The following is a 19,284-nucleotide window of genomic DNA, read 5'->3' on the forward strand; positions in this document are numbered from 1 at the left end:
TTCGTCATCTGATCTCCTGTTCGGCAGCCACACTGGCCACCTTCAGGCAGAAACTCCACTTAAACGCTCTGTCCAAAATCCCCGAGCCACCTCTATACGTTCGCAGCCCTCGATAGGGGCTGGTGCATCGCCGTTGGTGCGTTTGCTACATAATGCTGCTTCGATGGGCAGCCCCTTCGCGGGAATGGTGGTGGCGGGTTAATTAAAAGGCATCGGATTCAGCCAGCGCCTTTCAACGATGGCGATAGTCGCGGCGTCCGGCTAGGTGTGCCGATAGCTGGCGTTCGACTGGCGTCGCACAGGAAGGATGATCGTGACCTCTCCAGAGACTTCTGGCTCAGAGACGACTGCGCGCGGGCCGGACCGGCCGATCAGCGTGACGGACATGTTCACCATCGGCATCGGGCCGTCGAGCTCGCACACCGTGGGACCGATGCGCGCCGCGCTCGCCTTTGCGCGCGAGGCGGTGACGCACGACGTGCAGCGCGTGCTGGTCGAGGTTTATGGCTCGCTCGCGCTGACCGGCAAGGGGCATGCGACCGACCACGCGCTGATCCTTGGGCTGGCCGGCCATGATCCGGGCACGATCGATCCCGATGCGGTGACCAGCGAGGTAGCGCGGATCCGGGCGAGCGGGCGGATCGCGCTGGCGGGGATGCGCGACATCGCGTTCGACGAGGCGGGTGACCTGCTGTTCAAGATGGGCGAATTCCTGCCGCGTCATCCCAACGCGCTGCGTTTCCGCGCACGCTGCGCCGATGGCGTCGAGTTCTGCCAGACCTGGTATTCGGTCGGTGGCGGCGTGATCGTGCTTGAGGATGCGGCACCCGCCTTGCTCAACATCGCCATTCCCTATGGTTTCGGATCGGCCGCCGAATTGCTCGAAATCGGCAAGGCGCGGCGCATGTCGATCGCCGATATCCTGATCGCCAACGAGGCGTCGTGGCGATCGCCGGCCGAACTGGACGGGTTTCTCGATTCGGTTCGCGCGGCGATGGCATCGTCGATCGAGCGCGGCAGCATGCAGGAAGGGATATTACCCGGCGGGCTCAAGGTGAAGCGCCGCGCGGCGGGGCTGCACCGGCGGCTGACCGCGCAATTGCCGCGCGTCCATCCCTCGATGGTGTTCGACTGGGTGAGCCTGTGGGCGCTTGCGGTGAATGAGGAGAATGCGGCCGGCGGGCGCGTCGTCACCGCCCCGACCAATGGCGCGGCGGGCGTGATCCCGGCGGTGCTGCGCTATTATCAGCGCTTCACCGACGCGCCGACCGAGCAGGGCGAGCGCATATTGCTGATCACCGCGGCGGCGATCGGCATGCTGTACAAGAAACGCGCGTCGATTTCCGCAGCCGAGATGGGCTGCCAGGGCGAGGTCGGGGTGGCCTGTTCGATGGCCGCGGCGGGGCTGGCGGCGGCGCTTGGTGGGAGCAACGAGCAAGTAGAAAATGCCGCCGAGATCGGCATGGAGCATAATCTGGGGCTGACCTGCGACCCGATTGGCGGTCTGGTGCAGATCCCGTGTATCGAGCGCAACGCGATGGGCGCGATCAAGGCGATCAACGCCGCGCACCTCGCGCTGCAAGGCGACGGTACGCATATCGTGTCGCTCGACGCGGTGATCGAGACGATGCGCCAGACCGGCGAGGATATGCGCACCAAATACAAGGAGACCAGCCTGGGCGGGCTGGCGGTCAATGTCGTGGAATGTTGAGCGGCCCGATAAGCTAATTGGTCCCGACTCTTAGATCCTTAGCGTCGCGTTTACGTTCATTTGCGGGAGCCGAAATGCGGGTTTCGCGTTACGATGCGAATGAACGCGGCCAGGGACTTTTTACGGCGATGAAAACGGGGGCGGTGGATCGCAAGGCCCGGCGACTCAAGACCTTCCAGACGGCGTCGCTGCACGTCGCGGATGGGGTGCGCCGTGTTCACTTGCTCAACCTGTCGACCTCTGGTGCGCTGGTCCATTCGGACGATCCGCCCGCCGCCGGTAGCGCCTGTCGGCTGAATGCCACGATCGACCTGGGCGCGGCGCGCGTGATGTGGGTGGCCGGTCAGCGCTTCGGCGTGATGTTCGACCGCCCGATCAGCGAGCGCAGCCTGAGCCTGCTGGTCGAGGGGCAGATGCCCGACAGCGCGCGCGTGATGGCGCGATAGGATAGCTGGAGCCGCCTTTCTGACTCCCCTCCCTTTATGGCAGGGGTAGGGGGAGGGTGCGATCGCGAAGCGCATCGCTCGGCGCGGAACGCCGAACGGGGCATCGAGCCCTGCCCACCGCTGACCCTCCCCCAACCCCTCCCATAAAGGCAGCGGAGTGAGTTAAGGGGACTGGAAAGTTTAATGCAGCGCGGTCATGCTTGCCGCCAGTTCGTCCAGCCGGAATGGCTTGGACAGGCGGTGGAGGTCGGGCGGGATGCCTTCGAGGTCGGCATAACCGGAGATCAGCAGGATCCGGATGCCGGGGTATAGAGTGCGTGCCGCGCCGGCGAGTTCGGCGCCGGTCATCTCGGGCATCAAATGGTCGGTGACGATATAATCGGGGCGCGATGCCGCCAGCAGGGTCAGCGCGTCGCGGGCGGACTCGGCCTCCACCACCGACAGCCCCAATGTCCTGAGCATTTCGGCGGTTGCGCTGCGCACGCCGGCTTCGTCATCGACCAGCAGAACATGGCCGGTGGCATGCGGCGTGTCCTGGCCGAGCCGGGCGGCGGCGCGGCGTTCGATGCGCGGTTCGGCGGTACGCAGCACGAGTTCGATGGTCGTGCCCTGGCCGGGCTCGCTGTTCAGCAATATGGTGCCGCCGAGCTGCGAAGCGAGGCCGTGGACCATCGACAGGCCGAGCCCGGTGCCCTTGCCGATGCCCTTGGTCGAAAAGAACGGCTCGATCGCGCGGGCCATCACCGCCTCGTCCATGCCGGCGCCGGTGTCCGAGACGGAGATCGAGATATAGTCGCCGGGCGGCAGGCCCGACCGGTCGTCCACGGCCACGGCACGCGCGGCGGCGGACAGGGTCAGCGTGCCGCCATCGGGCATCGCGTCGCGCGAATTCACACTGAGATTGAGGATCGCCATTTCGAGCTGGTTGGCGTCGGCCAGAGCCGGCGGCAGGGCAGGCGGCAGATCGGTCACCACCCGGATATGCGGCCCGGCGGTGCTTCCGATCAGCTCGGCCATGCCGCCGATCAGCGCGGCGACGTCGATCGGCCCGGGCTGAAGCGGCTGACGGCGCGCAAAGGCGAGCAGGCGCTGGACAAGCGTGCGGGCGCGTTCGGCGGCGTCGAGCGCGCCGCGCAGCAGGCGCTGTTCGCGTTCGCCGCGCTCGCCGATCCGCTGCAGCAGGTCGAGGCTGCCGATGATCGGGGTGAGCAGGTTGTTGAAATCATGCGCGACGCCGCCGGTGAGCTGGCCGAGCGCCTCGACCTTCTGCGCCTGGCGCAACGCCGCTTGTGCCAGTTCGAGTTCCTCGCGGCGCTGTGTCTCGATCGTCACGTCGCGACCGATGACGAACGCCTCGCCCTCGCCGGGCGCCGCGCTCCAGGCGAAATGCCGCCATGATCCATCCTTCGCGCGCAGCCGGGCGAGGAGGTCGCCGACCGGCGCGGCGGCGGCGGCGCGGATCGCGATCCCGATCCGGGGCAGATCATCGGGATGGATAAAGGCGTCGATGCGCAGCCCCTCCACCTCCTCCGGCCGATAGCCAAGCGCATCGACCGCCGGATTGACCGCGACGATGCGCCGCTGCGGCCCGACCACCAGGAACAGGTCGCGGCTCAGCCGCCACATGCCGTCGCGTTCGGCGGTGCGGTCGGCGACTTCCTGTTCGAGCCGCTGGTTGAGCGCGGTAAGCGCGTCGCGGACGTCGCGCCGGTCGGTCACGTCGATCGTCACCGCGAGCACGCCGAACGGCGTGCCATCCGGCATGCGCACCACCGTCACCGAATTATTGACCCACACGGTGGAGCCGTCGGGCCGGACATAGCGCTTCTCGATTGTGAAAGGCACGCCGTCGCGCACCGCCTTTTCGAACAGCGACAGATTGGCCGGCAGATCGTCGGGATGGGTGATCTGCTGCATGGTCAGCCCGAGCAATTCATCACGGGCGCGACCGGCAATCGTGCAGAATCGATCATTGACCAGGGTGAAGGCGCCGTCGAGTCCGACCTGCGCGAAGCCGGCGCTGGTCTGGTCGATCAGGGCGGACAATTGCCGTTCGCGCTGGCGCAGCGCCTGTTCCGCCTGCTTGGCCTGAGTGATGTCGTGCGCGACACCGATGAACCCGACATGCGCGCCATCGGCGTCGTAACGCGGTTGCGATACCGAATGGAGCCAGCGCCATTCGCCGTCGCAGCGCCGATAGCGCGCATCGAGCGTGAAGGTCTTGAGCGATGCCTCGCCAGCGATCGATTCCGCGAGGATGCGGTCCTGATCGTCGGGGTGGAGGATGACGCGCCAGTCGAAATCCACCGCATCGGCGTAGGACACGCCAAGGAAATCGACATAAGCGCGGTTGACGAAGTTGCGCCGCCGATCGAGCCGCGTCACCCACATCGGCACCGGTGCGGAATCGGCGATCAGGTTGAATTCGCTCGCGCCCGAGGCGCTTTCCGATGGCAGGTCCATGATCAGCTTTCGGGATGCATCAGGACGTGGGCGGAATCAATCACCTGCCGCCGCATGTGTCCAGAGCAAGCCGTGTCGGATGCGGCGGAAACGCGCTCTTTCGCCGTCCGGAAGCATCTAATCCCGCCGTGCCGGGCGGCGCTTCCCGGTCGAGCGGGTCATCGGGTCGGGCTTTTTCGGCGGGATCCAGCCGGGCGGCGGGGTCATGCGCTGCTGGCTGGTGCCGAGGCCCATCGCGCCGGGTTGCTGGCGCGCGATACCCGATGTGTCGATGTCGCGAACATCATCGGGCGAGGCACCGCCGCGCAGCAGGTTGAGCTGGTCGCGCAGGCGGCGTGCCTCTTCGAAGTCGAGCGCCGCCGCGGCGGCTTCCATGCGCCGCCGCAAATCCCCGGCATCAACGACCATCAGGCGAGCGTGCGCACGCCCGGCTCGCGTGCCCAATAGCGCCTGGCCGCAGCGGCGGTGAAGCCCTTGTCGAGCGGCACCACGCCTTCGTCCGGCACGACGCCGGCCTTGTCGAGCAAGGGTTGCGCCTCCGCCGTGTGGCCGATCGCCTTGAGATGGCCGAACGCGTCCATCACGAACTGCACCGCCGCCGCTTCCTTGAGCAAGGCCGCGCAACCACCGTCCGAGAGCGCGACGACGATCGCATCGGCGAGCACCGACGGATAACCGGCAAGCTGTGCATCGGCCTTGAGCAGCGAACCGTCGGACAGTTTGGCGCCGCCGATGCGCGGCGCGACGATCACCGCACGGGCGCCGACATCCTTGATCGCCCTGGTCATGCTCGCCACCACTTTCGCGTCCGAGCCGTCTGCGACGAGCACCGCGATCGAGCGGCCGGCAATGTCCTGCGGCGCGCGCGGGCCGTCGACGATGCGCAGCGCGGGGGAGGGATCGAAATCCTGTGCCGGTTTCGCCGCTTTCGATGCCTTGGGCAGGGGCATGTTGAGACCGGTGGCGACGCGCTTCGCCAGTTCGGGATCGACATTGACCAGGTTGGACAGCATCCGCGTGCGGACATGTTCGAGCGCGACCTTGGACAGTTCGAACACCAGTGCGGAGGCGAGATGCGCCTGTTCCGGCGCGGCGAGCGAGCGGAAGAACAGCCGCGCCTGGCTGTAATGGTCGGCGAAACTGTCGGGGCGGATGCGCAGCTTGTCGCCTTGTTCATTCTCGCCGTCGCGGCCGGGGAAGGTGGCGAAGCCGGTCATCGGGCACTCGCGCGGGCCGCCTTCCTCGCCCGCTTCGGCCAGGCTGTTGGGTTCGTAATTTGCACGGCCCTTGGGCACCGCCATCTGCATCTGTCCGTCGCGCTGGAAATTCATCACCGGACATTTCGGCGCGTTGATCGGCAATTGGTGGAAATTAGCCGTGCCGAGCCGCGACTTCTGCGTATCGAGATAGGAGAAGAGCCGGCCCTGGAGCAGCGGATCGTTGGTGAAATCGACGCCCGGCACGATGTTGCCCGGGCAATAGGCGACCTGTTCGGTCTCGGCGAAGAAATTGTCGGGATAACGATCGAGCACCATGCGGCCGATCAGCCGCACCGGCAGCACTTCTTCGGGGATGATCTTGGTCGGGTCGAGCACGTCGAACGGCAAGCTGTCGGCGAAATCCTGGTCGAACGCCTGGATGCCCAGTTCCCATTCGGGGAAGTCGCCACGATCGATCGCCTCGAACAGGTCGCGGCGGTGGAAATCGGGATCGGCGCCGGCGATCTTCACGGCCTCATCCCAGCAAGTCGATTGGACACCCTGTTTCGGCTTCCAGTGGAATTTGACGAAGGTCGATTTGCCCTTTGCGTTGACCAGCCGGAAGGTATGGATGCCGAAGCCCTCCATCGTCCGCAGCGAGCGCGGGATGGTGCGGTCGGACATCGCCCACATGATCATATGCGTCGATTCCGGCATTAATCCGATGAAATCCCAGAAGGTATCGTGCGCCGAGGCAGCCTGAGGATAGCCGGTCTGCGCCTCCATCTTCACCGAATGGATCAGGTCGGGGAATTTGATCGCGTCCTGGATGAAGAAAACCGGGATATTGTTGCCGACCAGATCCCAATTGCCCTCCTTTGTATAGAATTTGACCGCGAACCCGCGCACGTCGCGCGGCGTGTCTACCGACCCGGCACCGCCGGCGACGGTCGAGAAGCGGGTGAACAGCGGCGTCTTTTCGCCGGCACGCTGGAACAGGTCCGCCCTGGTGATGTCGGACAGGCTTTCGTACAATTCGAAATAACCGTGCGCGGCCGAGCCACGGGCATGGACGATGCGCTCCGGAATGCGCTCATGGTCGAAATGGAAAATCTTTTCGCGCAGGACGAAGTCTTCGAGCAGGACCGGCCCGCGCGCGCCGGCCTTTAGCTGGTTCTGGTTATCGGAGACTCGAATGCCCTGATTGGTGGTCAGGCCCGTTGCCGCTTCGTCGCCCGCCTGCTGATGGGCCTCGCCGCCATTGCCCGGCTTGATCGAGTCGGATTTGGTGTCGCTCTTGATGGCCATCGCGCAGCTCCCTCTGGGTTTGCCCGCTCAACCACCAAGGTCGAGCCAAAGGTCCATATTTTCGGGCCGACTTGCTTTGGATCAGGGTGATTTTTTCCGCTTTAGCCGGCGCGCATTGGCCACGGCTTTCTTATGGATCGGCGCGAGGCCGAGCGCGCCGAGGTTCGCGCCACGCTTGGCGGTGCTCAGGGCATAGTTGGTTGCGCGTGAACCGGCGGTGCTCATCTCGGCCAGGGTCGGCGCGCGGCCGCGCAGCGCCATACCCCAAAAAGCCTGTACTTCGGTCAACAAGGCGGTCTGCATCGACCACCATTCATTGGCCATCGCCAAGCCCGATTGCGAAAAGGCGTCGACCTTTTCCGGGACCATGCGGGATAATTCGGCATAATCGCCGGCCAGCGGATTGCGCATGGCCGTGTCGATCATGCCGGTGCGGCGCTCCACGACACTATTGGAGGCGGCCAGTGTCTCCATCGCACGCAGCCCGGTGTGCGACATATCGGTCCAGATCGAGGTCAGGCGAAGCCAGGACGAAAAGGGGTCGGACATGTCGGCATACTCCATGGCCCGGGATCGGACCTGTCGGAAACGTGGAACGGCGGGGAAAGGATGCGCCGCCCTGCAATCTATCGGATGGAAATGCGCCCGCCAAGCCAGATCGATCGAGTATGATAGGTCGAATCGATTGACGATCGTCTGACCACGCGGTCGCACGACTGGCTCGCGGGACAGGCGCTGCCCGAATGACCGCGCCATTCGGAATCAAGACGAGCGTGCGCATGTTCGATATCGACGCGATGCTGGTATCGGGCATCGGCCCGGTCAATCTGGAAACCAATATCAGATTCCTCGCCGACCTGCGGGCGGCGACGACGTGGACATCATGTGCGAACTGCGCTTCTCGACGAGCAAGACCTACGTCACGCATTATGAATTTCAGGAAGCCGGACGGCGTTCTTGCCGCGGAGGTAAAGAATGTCATGGCCTTGCTCGACCTGTCGGCACGGCGGCTGATGCCGAACCCGGAAGCGCATTGGCGCGCCCGCGCGCGGTCGCCCGAGAAACTGGGCTTGTCGCTCGCCTAATGGGGGCGGCACCGATCAACGGCTGAACAATTCCTATTCTCATAGGTTGCCGCTGGATGGCGGATGATATCGCAGGGCAGGATCGCGACGAGATGCTGCGTAACATGGCGCGGCATCGCGGTTTCAAGCTGGTCAAGTCGCGGCGGCGCAAGCCGGGCGCGGGTGATTTTGGCCTGTACGGCCTGACAGAGGCGATCGGCGGGAAAGAAATAGTCGGGTTCGGCGCAAAGGGGCTCACCGCGACCGGTGACGAGATTGCCGCGTTCCTGCGCGAGGGCGAGCTTTCGGCCTGGGGCGCGTCGATCGATGCGACGCCCGCGCGACCGGTTGCGCGGAAGAAACCCGAGCCTGAGCCGGACGATGAGCCTGAGCCCGAAATCCGGCCGCGCGCGGTCCGATCGTCCAAGCTACGCAAGCCGTCAGCGGCGCCGCCGCTGCCGCCGAAGAAGAAGCCCGAACCCGCGCCACCTGCCGAACCGGCACTGACGATCCGCCAGGCGACGAAGGACGATGCGGTGGCGATCGCCGCGCTGCTCCGGGCGCTCGACGGTGCGCAGGACGAAGGCGCGAAGACCGGCACACGGATCGCCGAGGCACAGCGCGACAAGGCGGTGATTCTTGTCGCGGATCGGGATGGGGTGATCGGCGTGGTCGCCGGCTCGGTCTTCGCGACCTTGCAGTCGGGCCGGATCGGGCGTCTCTCGCTCATCCTTGTCGCACCCGATCAGCGTCGGCGCGGGGTGGGGCGGATGCTGGTCGAGGCCGCGCAGGCCGCACTGGCAAAGCGGGGCTGCGCGCAGGTCGAGGCGGTCAGCGATATCGCAATCCGCAATTCGCACGCCTTTTTCCGCAAGCTGGGGTTCGAACAGGCGAGTTATCGCTTCACCAGGGCAGCCGATGCTGTTGGCTAGGTTCGACTTGTCCCCTCCGTTCGTTTCGAGCGAAATCGAGAAACCCTTGCGCAGCGATTGTGGCTTGTTTCTCGACTTCGCTCGAAACGAACGGAGGTGAGGGATCAAGGAGTGGAGATCAATTCGGCCCGGAAGCGCCCTGGCGATCGTGCGGCATCAGGCCGGCGCGAGTTTGAGCAGGGCGATGCCGGCCAACACCAGGGCGATGCCGGCGATCCGCCACGGGTTGATCGATTCCCCGAACAGCCAGATGCCGAGCAAGGCCGTGCCGGTCGCGCCGATGCCGGTCCACACGGCATAGGCCGTGCCGACCGGCAGCACCGTGAGCGCGCGGCCGAGCAGATAAACGAAGGCGGCGAGCAGCGCGAAGGAGATCAGGCTCCAGCCGGGGCGGGTGTAACCATCGGCATATTTCATCGCCACCGCCCAGGCGACATCGAGCAGCCCGGCGACGCCGAGCAGGATCCAGGCAATGGCCGGACTCATGCCGCTATTTGCATGCCTTCGCCGCGCATCGCTTCGCGCACCGCCGGCCGTGCACCGACCCGGTCGAGAAAATCGCGCAGATGCGGGAAGGGCGTCAGGTCGATTTTGGCGAAAGGCGACCAGCCGATGATGGCGAAGAGATAGGCGTCGGCGGCGGTGAAGGTTTGGCCGAGCAGGAACGGACCCGACGCCGCGAAATGGCGTTCGACATAAGCGAGCCGCTCGACGATCTTGCCGCGCGCGACCTCCTGCGCCTGTGCGCCATATTCGGGGTGGAACAGCCACGGGCTGTACATCTTGTGGAGTTCGGTCGCGGTGAAGTTGAGCCAAGACTGGAGGCGATAGCGCGCCAGCGTGCCGGCGGGCGGGGCGAGCCCCGATGCGGGTTTCAGGTCGGCGAGATATTGCACGATCGCCGTCCCTTCGGTGAGCAGCGACCCGTCATCGAGCAGCAGCGCGGGGACGTAACCATTGGCGTGGAGCGCGGTGAAGTCTGCGCCCGTTTCGGTGCGGTGCGGAGTCTGGCGGATATCGACGCGTTCGAGATCGAGCGAAATGCCCGCCTCGCGCGCGACGATGTGCGGCGAGAGCGAGCAGGTCCCGGTGGCGTAATAGAGCTTCATGGGGTTCATCCTCGATGGTGCGGCAACAACCGCCTCGGGGCAGGGTTTAGGGTTGGCTTTGCTGCAATGCACATTGGTATTTCGCCAATATCACTTGCATGACTGCAAATGCTTCATGTGATATCGGGCGGGCATGAAGGATTGGAACGACCTGCAACTCGTCCTTGCGGTGCGCCGCGCCGGCGGGCTGACGGCAGCGGCAAAGGCGCTGGGTATCGATCATTCGACCGCCTTTCGCCGGCTCAACGCGATCGAGGCGCGGCTTGGTGCGCGAGTGTTCGAGCGGCTGCCTGGCGGCCTCTACCAACCGACCTCTGCCGGGGAGCGCATGGCGGTGGCGGCCGAGCGGATGGAGGACGAGGCGCTGGCGCTCGACCGTGATATCGCCGGGCGTGACCATCTGCTGACCGGCCGGCTCCGCGTCACCTCGTCGGAGACGCTCGCGTTCAGCCGGCTGACCGGCCATCTCGCTGCGTTTCGGCAGCATCATCCCGGCATCGTGGTCGAACTGGCGATCGACAATCGCGTGCTCAGCCTGTCGCGGCGCGAGGCGGATATCGCGCTGCGCCCGATCCGGCCGCGGGAGGACGACCTGTGGGGGCGCAAGCTCGCCGGGATCGCGTGGAGCCTTTATGCGGCGCCGGCCTGGCTCGCGGCGCACGGCGCGATTGCCGATCCGGGAGCACTCGATGGGCGGGCAATGATCGGCTGGGAGGAGGCGGCGAGCGGCATCATGGCGGCCGACTGGCTGGCGCGACGGATATCCGGCGATGCCTTCGTCTATCGTACCAACAGCCTGGTCAATCAGCTCGTCGCGGCGCGCGCCGGGATGGGTGTTGCGTTGCTGCCCTGTTATCTCGGCGATGGCGATGACGGCGTGACGCGCGCGCTGTCCGAGCCGATTGCCGAGCTGGCGGGGGAATTGTGGATCGTGACCCATGCCGATCTCAAGGGCACGGCGCGCGTGCGGGCGTTTTTCGATCTGGTCGGCGGGGGGCTGGCGGAGGATCGCGCGTTGTTCGAGGGGCGATCGGCGGTGGATCGGCCATGAGAACGACCGGCGGTTTTTGACGAAGGGCTGGCGATGATCAAGACGATGTGGTTGGCGATGGCGGCGATCGGCTGGAGCATGGCTGGCACGGCATCCGCACAAGCGCCGACCGGCGATGGATTCGACGCACTGGTCGGCGGCTGGACGTGCGACGGATATTTCGTGAAGAGTGGCAAGAAGGTCGCGTCGGTGCTCGACATCAGCCGCGACGTGGCGAGCCGGGCGCTGATCGTGCGTCACGACAAGTGCCCCAGATGTCGAAACTTGTTAGTTCGATTCCATTTCCTATTAGTTGACGTTCGTCGATTGATGGCAGTCATCGATCGGGAGAGGAAGAATGTGGCGAGTTGCATTCGCGATGTTGCTTTTAGCAGCATGCTCATATGAAACACCGCCATCGCCAGACGATCCTGTCGCGGTGGCGAAATGGCATTGTAGCGGTAAAGCAAGTCGTCCTGACCATGATGCCACGCGGCCCGAAACGTACACGAGATCAGAGAGAGATATGTGCCTTGCAGAGGAGTCGAACCGCTCCGGCCTAGCCAACCCAGGCATCTGCCATCTTGCACATGGGATAGTGCAGGCAGACCGCTGCGTATTAGAGATCCTGTGATGAAACAGGTTGTCCACTTTCGCCAGTAGCCCGAAGGCAGACCGTCGGTTTTCCATCCGGTCCTTGCCGTTCGCTGGCTGGCGCGGTCGATCGCAGTGCCCAAAATGTGCCGTTCGGGTTGTTGCCCGAAAAGCCACCTGGCTGGAAGCGACCCAATGCCAGTCGTAGGTTAGTGGCTTTGCTATTCCCGGTTGCGGATATTCGGCCACGGCGACAGGATAGGAATATGCGCCGCCTTGCCGCGAAGATCGAGGCTCATCGCGATAGCGTATCGCAGCGATTGCGAAGTGCAAACTTACGATAATCCCTTTGGCCGGAAGAACCGGGTCGGACGGTGCGTGGCGATGACCTAGGCCCGTCGGACAGGAGATGATCGATGACCACAGAAACGAGAAACCCGTTCGGCGTGATGGATGTACCCGACCCGGATGGCGAGGATGTCATTGCCTTTGCCGCAACCGCGTCGCTCGACGGCGGCGCGTCCGATTCGAATGCCGCGCCATGGGCTGAGATCGACGCGGCGCCGGCCTCGATCGAGGGACGATGGTCGAGCCGCTGGAACGGCGGGGCCGATCCGGCGATCCCGGGTGACAGTGCGGATCAATGGAAACCGGGCAGCGGCGAGGCGCGCCGGGTTGGTGATCGCGTCTTCCTGTCGTTCGACTGGCACCATGGCGCGCGACTCGGCCTGATCGAGGCGCGTTATGAAAATGATGGCCGGATGACGGGCAAATATATCAACCTGTCATCGCCGGAGATCGTCCAGCCCTGGATCGGGCGGCATATCGACGATCGCCGGATCGACGGGATGTGGCCCGGCGGTCGCCTCGATTTCCGGCGATGATGTGGCGCTAGAGTCTTTCCGACTTACGTCGGTTCGGTGCCAGCCCGCTCCCCCTCCCGACCACCCATAGCATATCCTGAATGGGTGGTCGGGAGGGGGAGCGGGCTGGCACCGGCTAAACCGGAAAGACGCTAGTCCGCGAGCTCGATCCATACCGGGGCATGGTCGCTGGTCTTTTCCCAGCCACGGACATGGCGGTCGACCTCGGCGGCGACGAGGCGATCGGCGATGGCCGGGCTGAGCAGGAGATGGTCGAGCCGCAGGCCCGCATTGCGACCATAGGCGTTCCGGAAATAATCCCAGAAGGTGTAGATCGTCTCGTCCGGATGAATCGTGCGCAGCGCGTCGGTCCAGCCCTGATCGGTCAGGCGGAAGAACGCCGCGCGGATCTCCGGCGCGAACAGCGCGTCGTCGGTCCAGCGTTCGGGTTTGTAGACGTCGCGCTCGGTCGGCATGACGTTGAAGTCGCCGGCGATGATCACCGGCATCTTGGTCGCGATCAGATCGGCGGCGTGGGCGATCAGCCGTTCGAACCAGGCGATCTTGTAATCGAATTTCGGGCCGGGCCGGGGATTGCCGTTGGGCAGATAAAGGCCGGCGATCAGCACGCCGTTGACCGCTGCCTCGATATAACGGCTGTGCGTGTCGCCCTCGCCACCGGGCAGGCCGCGCCGCGTTTCGACCGGCGTGCCGACGCGGCTGAGGATCGCGACGCCGTTCCAGCTTTTCTGGCCGTGCCAGATCGCCTCGTATCCCGCATCGGCGATCGCGGCTTCGGGGAATTTCTCGTCGGGCGCCTTTAATTCCTGCAGGCAGACAATGTCCGGACGGGCTTCGGCCAGCCAGCGTAGCAACACGGCGAGGCGACCGTTGATGCCATTCACATTATAGGTCGCTATCTTCATCTCGATCGCCCGGCGTGGAAACCTCGCGTCTTTCGCGGGTTAGTCAGGCAGGACAACGCATAAAGGACCAGAGCGATGCTCGAACATATACCGGGATGGCTGGGAAGCCTGATGCGCAATGTCCGCGCGGGGCACGCAAAATTGCTTTGCGTCGAACCCGAACTGGGTAATCCGGGCGCCGAGATCGACTTGTCGAGCCCGGCCTTCGCCGACGGAGCGCGCCTGCCCGAACGCTTCACTGCCGATGGCGAGGGTGTTTCGCCGCCGCTGGTGTGGGGCGAGGTGCCGGCGGGCACGGTGTGCCTTGCACTGATCGTCGAGGATCCCGATGCGCCGACGCCCAACCCGCTGGTCCATGCGATCATGTGGAACATCGCGTCCGAAGAGCGGCGTCTGGCCGAAGGCGCGATCGTGCCGGATGGCGTGGGCGACGTCGATGGGCGCGATGTCGGGCGCAACAGCTATTTCAGCGAAGGCTGGTTGCCGCCCGATCCGCCGACCGGGCACGGAACGCATGATTATGTGTTCCAGCTGTTCGCCTTGTCGCGGACGCCGGTGATGGTGTCGAGCCCCGGGCGTGCCGCGATCCTGGATGCGATCAAGGGCAATGTGCTGGGCACCGGCCTGCTCACCGGAACCTATTCGCGCGGCGAACACGCGCCGGTGTCGCGCGGTGATTTCGGCGCGGCCGTTCCCGCATAGGCGATGCACGCGGTCCAGACCGATCTGTTCGGTGAAGCCCCGCCGGTCGCGTTGCCGCCGGGGCTGAGCCAGGCCGATGATATCATCGACGCGGCCGGGGAGCGGGCGTTGATCGCGCGGCTGGAGGAGGTCGCGGTGACGCCGTTCCGGTTCCAGGGCTGGCTTGGCAAGCGGCTGATCGCGTCGTTCGGATGGAATTACGATTTCGACGATGCGAGCTTCGGCCCGACCGAGCCGATCCCGGATTTCCTGCTGCCACTGCGTGACCGTGCGGCGCGCTTTGCCGGGCTGGCGGCGGACGATCTCGTCCAGGCTCTGGTCGTGCGTTACGATCCCGGCGCGGGGATTGGCTGGCACCGCGACCGGCCGGTGTTCGAGCATGTCGTCGGCATCTCGCTCAAGACACCGGCGACCCTGCGCCTGCGCCGCCGCGTGGCGGGCGGGTTCGATCGCGCCGCGCTGCCGCTGGCGCCGCGCTCGATCTATCATCTGAGTGGAGTGGCACGACACGATTGGGAGCACAGCATCGTCGAGCTGGAAGAGCGGCGCTGGTCGGTGACGTTCCGCAGCCTGTCGGGGAAGGGGTTGCGGGCGCTGGAGGGCGGCTGACACGCCCCGTCGGCGCGATCTGGCGATCGACACGCAACCGTAACGCGCGCGGTACGTTTGCTGTTCATCCTCCTCCCAATGCAGGTGAATCATGACTCATACCCCGCCCGTCCCGCCCCAGAACCAGTCGCCCTATCCGTTGCATGAGCCGCCGCACGAACATCATGCGCCGCTGCCCGAAAAGAGCGCCGCCAATGACGATGACGGTGAGGCTGCGCCGGCGATCAGCGCAAAGGCATTGGGCATCGGCGCGGCGGTCGGCATCGGATCCGCAGCGATCGTCGCGGGCCTGCTCTATGCGCGAAGCGGCGACAAGTCGGGCAAGGCAAAGCGCTCGACGCCGAAGGCTGGTACGGCAAAGACTGCGACACCGAAGGCGGGCGCGCGCAAGCCACGGGCCGCCGCCAGCAAGACGGTGCGCAAACCGGCCGCGCGCAAACCGGCTGCGACCACAGCGAAGACCTGACCCCGCCGGACCGGCGCGGCGTAGCCCGCAAGTGCGCCGGTCCGGCGTTATCGTCTTGCTGCGATCCTATGCGCCAGTGACGAGCGTTTTCGGATCGGGCTGCGGCAATTGACCGTCGCCAGTCGCGGTATCGCTGTCATAGTCTTCGCCGGGACTGCCGCCGCCGGCGCCAACACCGCTGCCATGGACTTCGCCGGTGCGGCTGTCGATCGAGGCGCGCTTGCCATTTTCGGGCGGAATGTCGGGGGTTCGGGATTCGGTCATTGGCTTTCTCCTCCGCGCGTCAACGGGTGCGGGAGCATTGCGTTCCGCAGCAGGCGGGTGGCGGTTGCTATGCCGCCTGCGCCACGATCCATTCGCGCAACGCGCGCATCGCGGCATTTTCCGGGCGCGACATCAGCCGGGTCAGCCAGTAGCGCCCGGCGGCGAGTTCGGTCGCGAAGGGCTGGACCAGCCGCCCCGCGGTCAGGTCGCGCGCGAACATGCGCGCGGGCGCGAGTGCGACGCCGCGCCCGGCGATCGCCATGCTGACCATCACCACCGAACTGTCGAACACCGGCCCGCGAACCGGCGGGCAGGTGATTCCCGCCTGGTCGAACCAGCGCGGCCATTCGTCGGCGCGGTAGGAGCGCAGCAGGGTTTCGCGGTGCAGATCCTCGACGTTTTCGATCCGTGCGGCGATCGACGGCGCGCACAATGCGGTGAGCGGCGCGTCCATGATCGGTTCGGCCTGCGTGCCGTGCCACGCGCCGTCGCCGAAGCGGATGGCGTAATCGAGCCCTTCGCCGGCAAGGTCGACGCGGTTGTTGTTGGTCAGTACGCGCAGGTCGATCTGCGGATGATTGCGGGTGAAATCGGGCAACCGGTCGAGCAGCCAGCCGGCCGCAAAGGTGCCGACCACGCCCAGCGTCAGCACTTCGCGCACGCCGCCGGGGCCGTGGCGTTCGAGCGCGATGCCGATGCGGTCGAACGCGTCCTCGACCACCGGTACCAGGGCGAGGCCTTCATCGGTCAGCGCGAGGCCGCGCGGCAGGCGGCGGAACAGCGCGCTGCCCAGCCGGCGCTCGAGCAACGCGACCTGATGGCTCACCGCGCCCTGGCTGACGCAGAGTTCAAGCCCGGCGCGGGTGAAGTTGAGATGGCGGGCCGCTGCCTCGAAGGCACGCAGCGCATTGAGCGGAAGATGGGCGCGATCCATGTCCGATCCATGAATTGGATTCATGGTCAAGTCCAGAGAAGATGCTTTGTGAAGCGCGGCGCGAACGGTCATTCTTCAGGTCGATTTGACGGAGAATGGACGATGACGCTGAAGATGATCATGGGCGCGACTGGCCTGGCTATGCTGCTGGCAAGCGCAGGAAGCGCGCAGGGCGACGATCCGCTGACCCGGCCGATCGCGCCCGAATCTGCTAAGCGGTGGCTCGGTCCGCAGGTGCCGACGCGCATATACGGCAATAGTTATCTTGTGGGCTTCGTCGATCTTAACGTGGCGCTAATCCGCACCAGCGCGGGGTTGATCGTGATCGATGCGGGCGTGCCGCAGGGTGTCGCGGCGGTCGAGGCGAATATCCGCCGGCTCGGTTTCCGGGTGAAGGACGTCAAATACATCCTCAGCACCGAACCGCATTTCGACCATGCCGGCGGCCTCGCCGCGCTGGCGCGCGACAGCGGCGCGACGGTGGTGGCTAGCGCAGCCGGGGCGGTGGCGTTGCGCCGGGGCGCGATCGGCCCGGACGATCCGCAATTCGGCCTGGTAGTGGATTTTCCCGGCGTGACGCGAGTCCGCGCGGTGGCCGATGGCGAGAAACTGAAATTGGGCAACACGGTGATCACCGCGATTGCCACGCCCGGTCATACCGCGGGTAGCATGAGCTGGACCTGGCGGTCATGCGAGGGTCGCAAGTGTTTGAACATGGTGTTCGGATCGAGCCTGAACCCGGCATCGGCGGACGATTATCGCTATACCGATCCGGCGCATGCTTCGGTCATCGCGGGGTTTCGCCGGAGCTTTGGCGTGATGAAGAAGCTGCCCTGCGACATCCTGGTCACCGCGCATCCCGGCCAGTCCGGCGGTAACGAGAAATTCGCCGCGTTGCGCAAGCGGCCGGCGCGCAACCCGTTCATCGATCCTGCGGCCTGCCGTACGGTTGCGGCGGACTTCGAAACGCTGCTCGACGCGCGGCGCGCGAAGGAGGCGGCCGCGCGCCGCTGATCCAATCCCGCCGTTCGCCCCGAGCCTCTCGACGAAGCTCGAGCCAGGCAACGCAGCAGGCTCTTGCGCATCGATCGTCGCTCGGTCGTCGCCCTGCGCGTCCCGATCGCTGGCTTGGCGGCAATTTGATGGCTGTGGATGAAGGGCCGTCGTTCGAATGTAGGACGGCAGCGAAGGGCGATGTCGGCAGAACGGCGGTGCGGTGTCGTGAGCGCCGTGTTGCAGGAAGCCTGACGTATGGCCATCAACCGCACATTGTCGCTGCTCGCTGTCGCGGCCGGGATGCTCGCCGCCGTGCCGGCTTATGCTGACATCACATTCTATGGCGAGAATGGCTGTCGCGGGCCGGTCGCGTTCCGTTATGCGCCCGGCGTTTCCTACAAGGAGAGCTGCAAGGCCAATAGCGGCAGGTGTCGCGGGCATAACGACGTCGCGCGATCGATGAAGGTCACCGGCACCTCGCGCCCGTCGGAGATCCGGCTCTATGACGATCCGGGCGGCAGCAAGGGCGACGATTACAGTGTCATCCAGTTCCGCGCCTACAAGGCGGAATACCCCGATTATTGCGTATCGAGCTTCGAGCGCAGCGGCTTGCTCGCGAGCCAGGGACAGATCCTGTACACGCGCAAGAACGGCCTCGACGGCAAGGTCTCGTACGTGATCATCTATCGCTGATCCGTGCTGAACGGTGGCGGGGAGTGCCGGGGAGCGGCGGTTCCTTGATCTGATCGGACTGCCTCTTTCCAGCCAGCGGTGGTTGCGCCCGGCGGTCCATGCGCTGAGCTTCCTCGCCTTCACCTTCCCGATCGGTGCGCTGGGTTTGCCGTCGCTTGACGCCGACCCGGAGTTCGGAAAAATGTCCGTTAAATGGGTAGTTAAATGGGTAGTTAAATGGGCAGGGGTTCGCGCTCGCGGACGCCCCGCAACATGCCGCAGATGAAATTGGGCAGGATGAGCGCGATCGGCGCGAGCATTTGCCAGCCGCTCGAGATCGAGGGCGCGTCGGCCACCGCCCTCGCTGCCCCTCCCGTCACAGCAGTAATAAGGGCAAAATCCCACAGCCCATGCAGGATCATGCCGGGGTAAAGCGAGCCGGTCCTCACGCGGATGCCCAGAAAGGCCATGCCCGTCATGAACGCTGTGATCGACTGTATCCCGGCAGAGGTGAAATCGCCGGTCGTGAAGCCGTTGACCAGATGCACGGCTCCGAACAGGAGCGAGGACAATAGCGCCGCCGGCCAGATCGCCAGCTTGTCGCGCAACCCGCGATAGAGGATGCCACGGGCGGCAAGTTCCTCCGACACGCCCACCAGCATCGTATTCCCAAGCAGGATCATCGTCGTGGTCAGCGGTGGAAGGCCCACCACGCCGATCAACGCTACAAAGCCGACGACATAGATGGCCGGAAACCAGACGAGCCGTATCGTCCCTGGGTTCGGTCGGTTCAACCCGACGTCACGCCAGCGAAGGACCAGCAGAACAAGGATCAGGAACAGCAGCGCGAGCCCGAGGCTCGGCTGTATTGCCGCGGCGACAGATTCCGCGATCGGCTTTGGCCCATGCATCGTGGACCAGAGCCGGGAACTGAACGCGGTGATCGCCGTCCAGATCATGAAGATCGCGATCGCTACGGCAGGCGCGATGCCAGGC

At 65.4% G+C, this 19,284-nt stretch carries 22 protein-coding genes; 12 read left to right on the forward strand and 10 right to left on the reverse strand.

Annotation, left to right across the window (positions count from 1 at the left end; translation table 11 throughout):
- Positions 1-313 precede the first annotated feature (313 nt).
- Together ACVWZA_RS11855 and ACVWZA_RS11860 are read left to right on the forward strand one after the other, a co-directional pair.
- Positions 314-1,711 carry an L-serine ammonia-lyase gene (locus ACVWZA_RS11855; RefSeq protein ID WP_457311415.1) on the forward strand — a complete coding sequence of 466 codons (1,398 nt, stop codon included), beginning with the start codon at positions 314-316 and terminating at the stop codon, positions 1,709-1,711.
- 74 nt (positions 1,712-1,785) lie between these two features.
- Positions 1,786-2,157 carry a PilZ domain-containing protein gene (locus ACVWZA_RS11860; RefSeq protein WP_457311416.1) on the forward strand — a complete coding sequence of 124 codons (372 nt, stop codon included), beginning with the start codon at positions 1,786-1,788 and terminating at the stop codon, positions 2,155-2,157.
- 180 nt (positions 2,158-2,337) lie between these two features.
- Here ACVWZA_RS11860 and ACVWZA_RS11865 read toward each other — a convergent pair whose 3' ends face one another.
- The 4 genes from ACVWZA_RS11865 to ACVWZA_RS11880 form a co-directional block, all read right to left on the reverse strand.
- Positions 2,338-4,620, reverse strand: coding sequence for a PAS domain S-box protein (locus ACVWZA_RS11865; protein ID WP_457311417.1), 2,283 nt, complete (start codon positions 4,618-4,620; stop codon positions 2,338-2,340).
- 117 nt (positions 4,621-4,737) lie between these two features.
- Complete coding sequence (locus tag ACVWZA_RS11870; protein WP_457311418.1) at positions 4,738-5,028, reverse strand: UvrB/UvrC motif-containing protein; 291 nt, start codon at positions 5,026-5,028, stop codon at positions 4,738-4,740.
- Positions 5,028-7,127 carry a catalase gene (locus ACVWZA_RS11875; protein WP_457311419.1) on the reverse strand — a complete coding sequence of 700 codons (2,100 nt, stop codon included), beginning with the start codon at positions 7,125-7,127 and terminating at the stop codon, positions 5,028-5,030. Before ACVWZA_RS11875 ends, ACVWZA_RS11870 begins: the two co-directional genes overlap by 1 nt.
- A gap of 81 nt (positions 7,128-7,208) precedes the next feature.
- Positions 7,209-7,676, reverse strand: a complete 468-nt coding sequence (locus tag ACVWZA_RS11880) for a hypothetical protein (protein WP_457311420.1) — start codon at positions 7,674-7,676, stop codon at positions 7,209-7,211.
- 194 nt (positions 7,677-7,870) lie between these two features.
- On the opposite strand from ACVWZA_RS11880, the gene ACVWZA_RS11885 reads away from it, so the two are divergent.
- Both ACVWZA_RS11885 and ACVWZA_RS11890 read left to right on the forward strand, forming a co-directional pair.
- Positions 7,871-8,212: a hypothetical protein gene (locus ACVWZA_RS11885; protein ID WP_457311421.1), complete on the forward strand. Its 342-nt coding sequence runs from the start codon at positions 7,871-7,873 to the stop codon at positions 8,210-8,212.
- A 56-nt stretch (positions 8,213-8,268) separates the two neighbouring features.
- Positions 8,269-9,123 carry a GNAT family N-acetyltransferase gene (locus tag ACVWZA_RS11890; protein ID WP_457311422.1) on the forward strand — a complete coding sequence of 285 codons (855 nt, stop codon included), beginning with the start codon at positions 8,269-8,271 and terminating at the stop codon, positions 9,121-9,123.
- A 156-nt stretch (positions 9,124-9,279) separates the two neighbouring features.
- On the opposite strand, the gene ACVWZA_RS11895 is transcribed toward ACVWZA_RS11890, so the two are convergent.
- Positions 9,280-9,609, reverse strand: coding sequence for a DMT family transporter (locus ACVWZA_RS11895; RefSeq protein WP_457311423.1), 330 nt, complete (start codon positions 9,607-9,609; stop codon positions 9,280-9,282).
- Complete coding sequence (gene gstA / locus ACVWZA_RS11900) at positions 9,606-10,232, reverse strand: glutathione transferase GstA (RefSeq protein WP_457311424.1); 627 nt, start codon at positions 10,230-10,232, stop codon at positions 9,606-9,608. Before gstA ends, ACVWZA_RS11895 begins: the two co-directional genes overlap by 4 nt.
- Before the next feature lie 133 nt (positions 10,233-10,365).
- On the opposite strand from gstA, the gene ACVWZA_RS11905 reads away from it, so the two are divergent.
- From ACVWZA_RS11905 to ACVWZA_RS11915, 3 genes are all read left to right on the forward strand, one after another.
- Positions 10,366-11,283 (forward strand): LysR family transcriptional regulator, encoded by a 918-nt coding sequence (locus tag ACVWZA_RS11905; protein WP_457311425.1) that lies wholly within the window; start codon positions 10,366-10,368, stop codon positions 11,281-11,283.
- A gap of 33 nt (positions 11,284-11,316) precedes the next feature.
- The gene (locus ACVWZA_RS11910) at positions 11,317-11,670 is read left to right on the forward strand and encodes a hypothetical protein (RefSeq protein WP_457311426.1); all 354 of its coding nucleotides are present in this window, start codon (positions 11,317-11,319) and stop codon (positions 11,668-11,670) included.
- 602 nt (positions 11,671-12,272) lie between these two features.
- Positions 12,273-12,740 carry a hypothetical protein gene (locus ACVWZA_RS11915; protein WP_457311427.1) on the forward strand — a complete coding sequence of 156 codons (468 nt, stop codon included), beginning with the start codon at positions 12,273-12,275 and terminating at the stop codon, positions 12,738-12,740.
- A 131-nt stretch (positions 12,741-12,871) separates the two neighbouring features.
- On the opposite strand, the gene xth is transcribed toward ACVWZA_RS11915, so the two are convergent.
- Positions 12,872-13,645, reverse strand: a complete 774-nt coding sequence (xth, locus tag ACVWZA_RS11920) for an exodeoxyribonuclease III (RefSeq protein ID WP_457311428.1) — start codon at positions 13,643-13,645, stop codon at positions 12,872-12,874.
- 75 nt (positions 13,646-13,720) lie between these two features.
- Between xth and ACVWZA_RS11925 the strand changes: the two genes are divergently transcribed.
- From ACVWZA_RS11925 to ACVWZA_RS11935, 3 genes are all read left to right on the forward strand, one after another.
- Entirely contained in the window at positions 13,721-14,347 is a 627-nt protein-coding gene (locus tag ACVWZA_RS11925; RefSeq protein WP_457311429.1) for a YbhB/YbcL family Raf kinase inhibitor-like protein, read from the forward strand.
- A gap of 3 nt (positions 14,348-14,350) precedes the next feature.
- Positions 14,351-14,956 (forward strand): alpha-ketoglutarate-dependent dioxygenase AlkB, encoded by a 606-nt coding sequence (locus ACVWZA_RS11930; RefSeq protein ID WP_457311430.1) that lies wholly within the window; start codon positions 14,351-14,353, stop codon positions 14,954-14,956.
- A gap of 91 nt (positions 14,957-15,047) precedes the next feature.
- Entirely contained in the window at positions 15,048-15,422 is a 375-nt protein-coding gene (locus ACVWZA_RS11935; RefSeq protein WP_457311431.1) for a hypothetical protein, read from the forward strand.
- Positions 15,423-15,488: 66 nt separating this feature from the next.
- On the opposite strand, the gene ACVWZA_RS11940 is transcribed toward ACVWZA_RS11935, so the two are convergent.
- Positions 15,489-15,686, reverse strand: coding sequence for a hypothetical protein (locus ACVWZA_RS11940; protein WP_457311432.1), 198 nt, complete (start codon positions 15,684-15,686; stop codon positions 15,489-15,491).
- A gap of 67 nt (positions 15,687-15,753) precedes the next feature.
- A complete protein-coding gene (locus ACVWZA_RS11945; protein ID WP_457311433.1) occupies positions 15,754-16,620 on the reverse strand; it encodes a LysR substrate-binding domain-containing protein in 867 nt (288 codons plus the stop codon).
- A 102-nt stretch (positions 16,621-16,722) separates the two neighbouring features.
- On the opposite strand from ACVWZA_RS11945, the gene bla reads away from it, so the two are divergent.
- Positions 16,723-17,634: a subclass B3 metallo-beta-lactamase gene (gene bla, locus ACVWZA_RS11950; protein ID WP_457311434.1), complete on the forward strand. Its 912-nt coding sequence runs from the start codon at positions 16,723-16,725 to the stop codon at positions 17,632-17,634.
- 237 nt (positions 17,635-17,871) lie between these two features.
- Positions 17,872-18,309, forward strand: coding sequence for a hypothetical protein (locus tag ACVWZA_RS11955; RefSeq protein WP_457311435.1), 438 nt, complete (start codon positions 17,872-17,874; stop codon positions 18,307-18,309).
- Between the two features lie 212 nt (positions 18,310-18,521).
- Here ACVWZA_RS11955 and ACVWZA_RS11960 read toward each other — a convergent pair whose 3' ends face one another.
- On the reverse strand, positions 18,522-19,247 hold the full coding sequence (locus ACVWZA_RS11960) for a CPBP family intramembrane glutamic endopeptidase (RefSeq protein ID WP_457311436.1): 726 nt from the start codon (positions 19,245-19,247) through the stop codon (positions 18,522-18,524).
- Between the last annotated feature and the right edge of the window lie 37 nt (positions 19,248-19,284).

It is taken from the genome of Sphingomonas sp. UYAg733 (assembly GCF_054057355.1).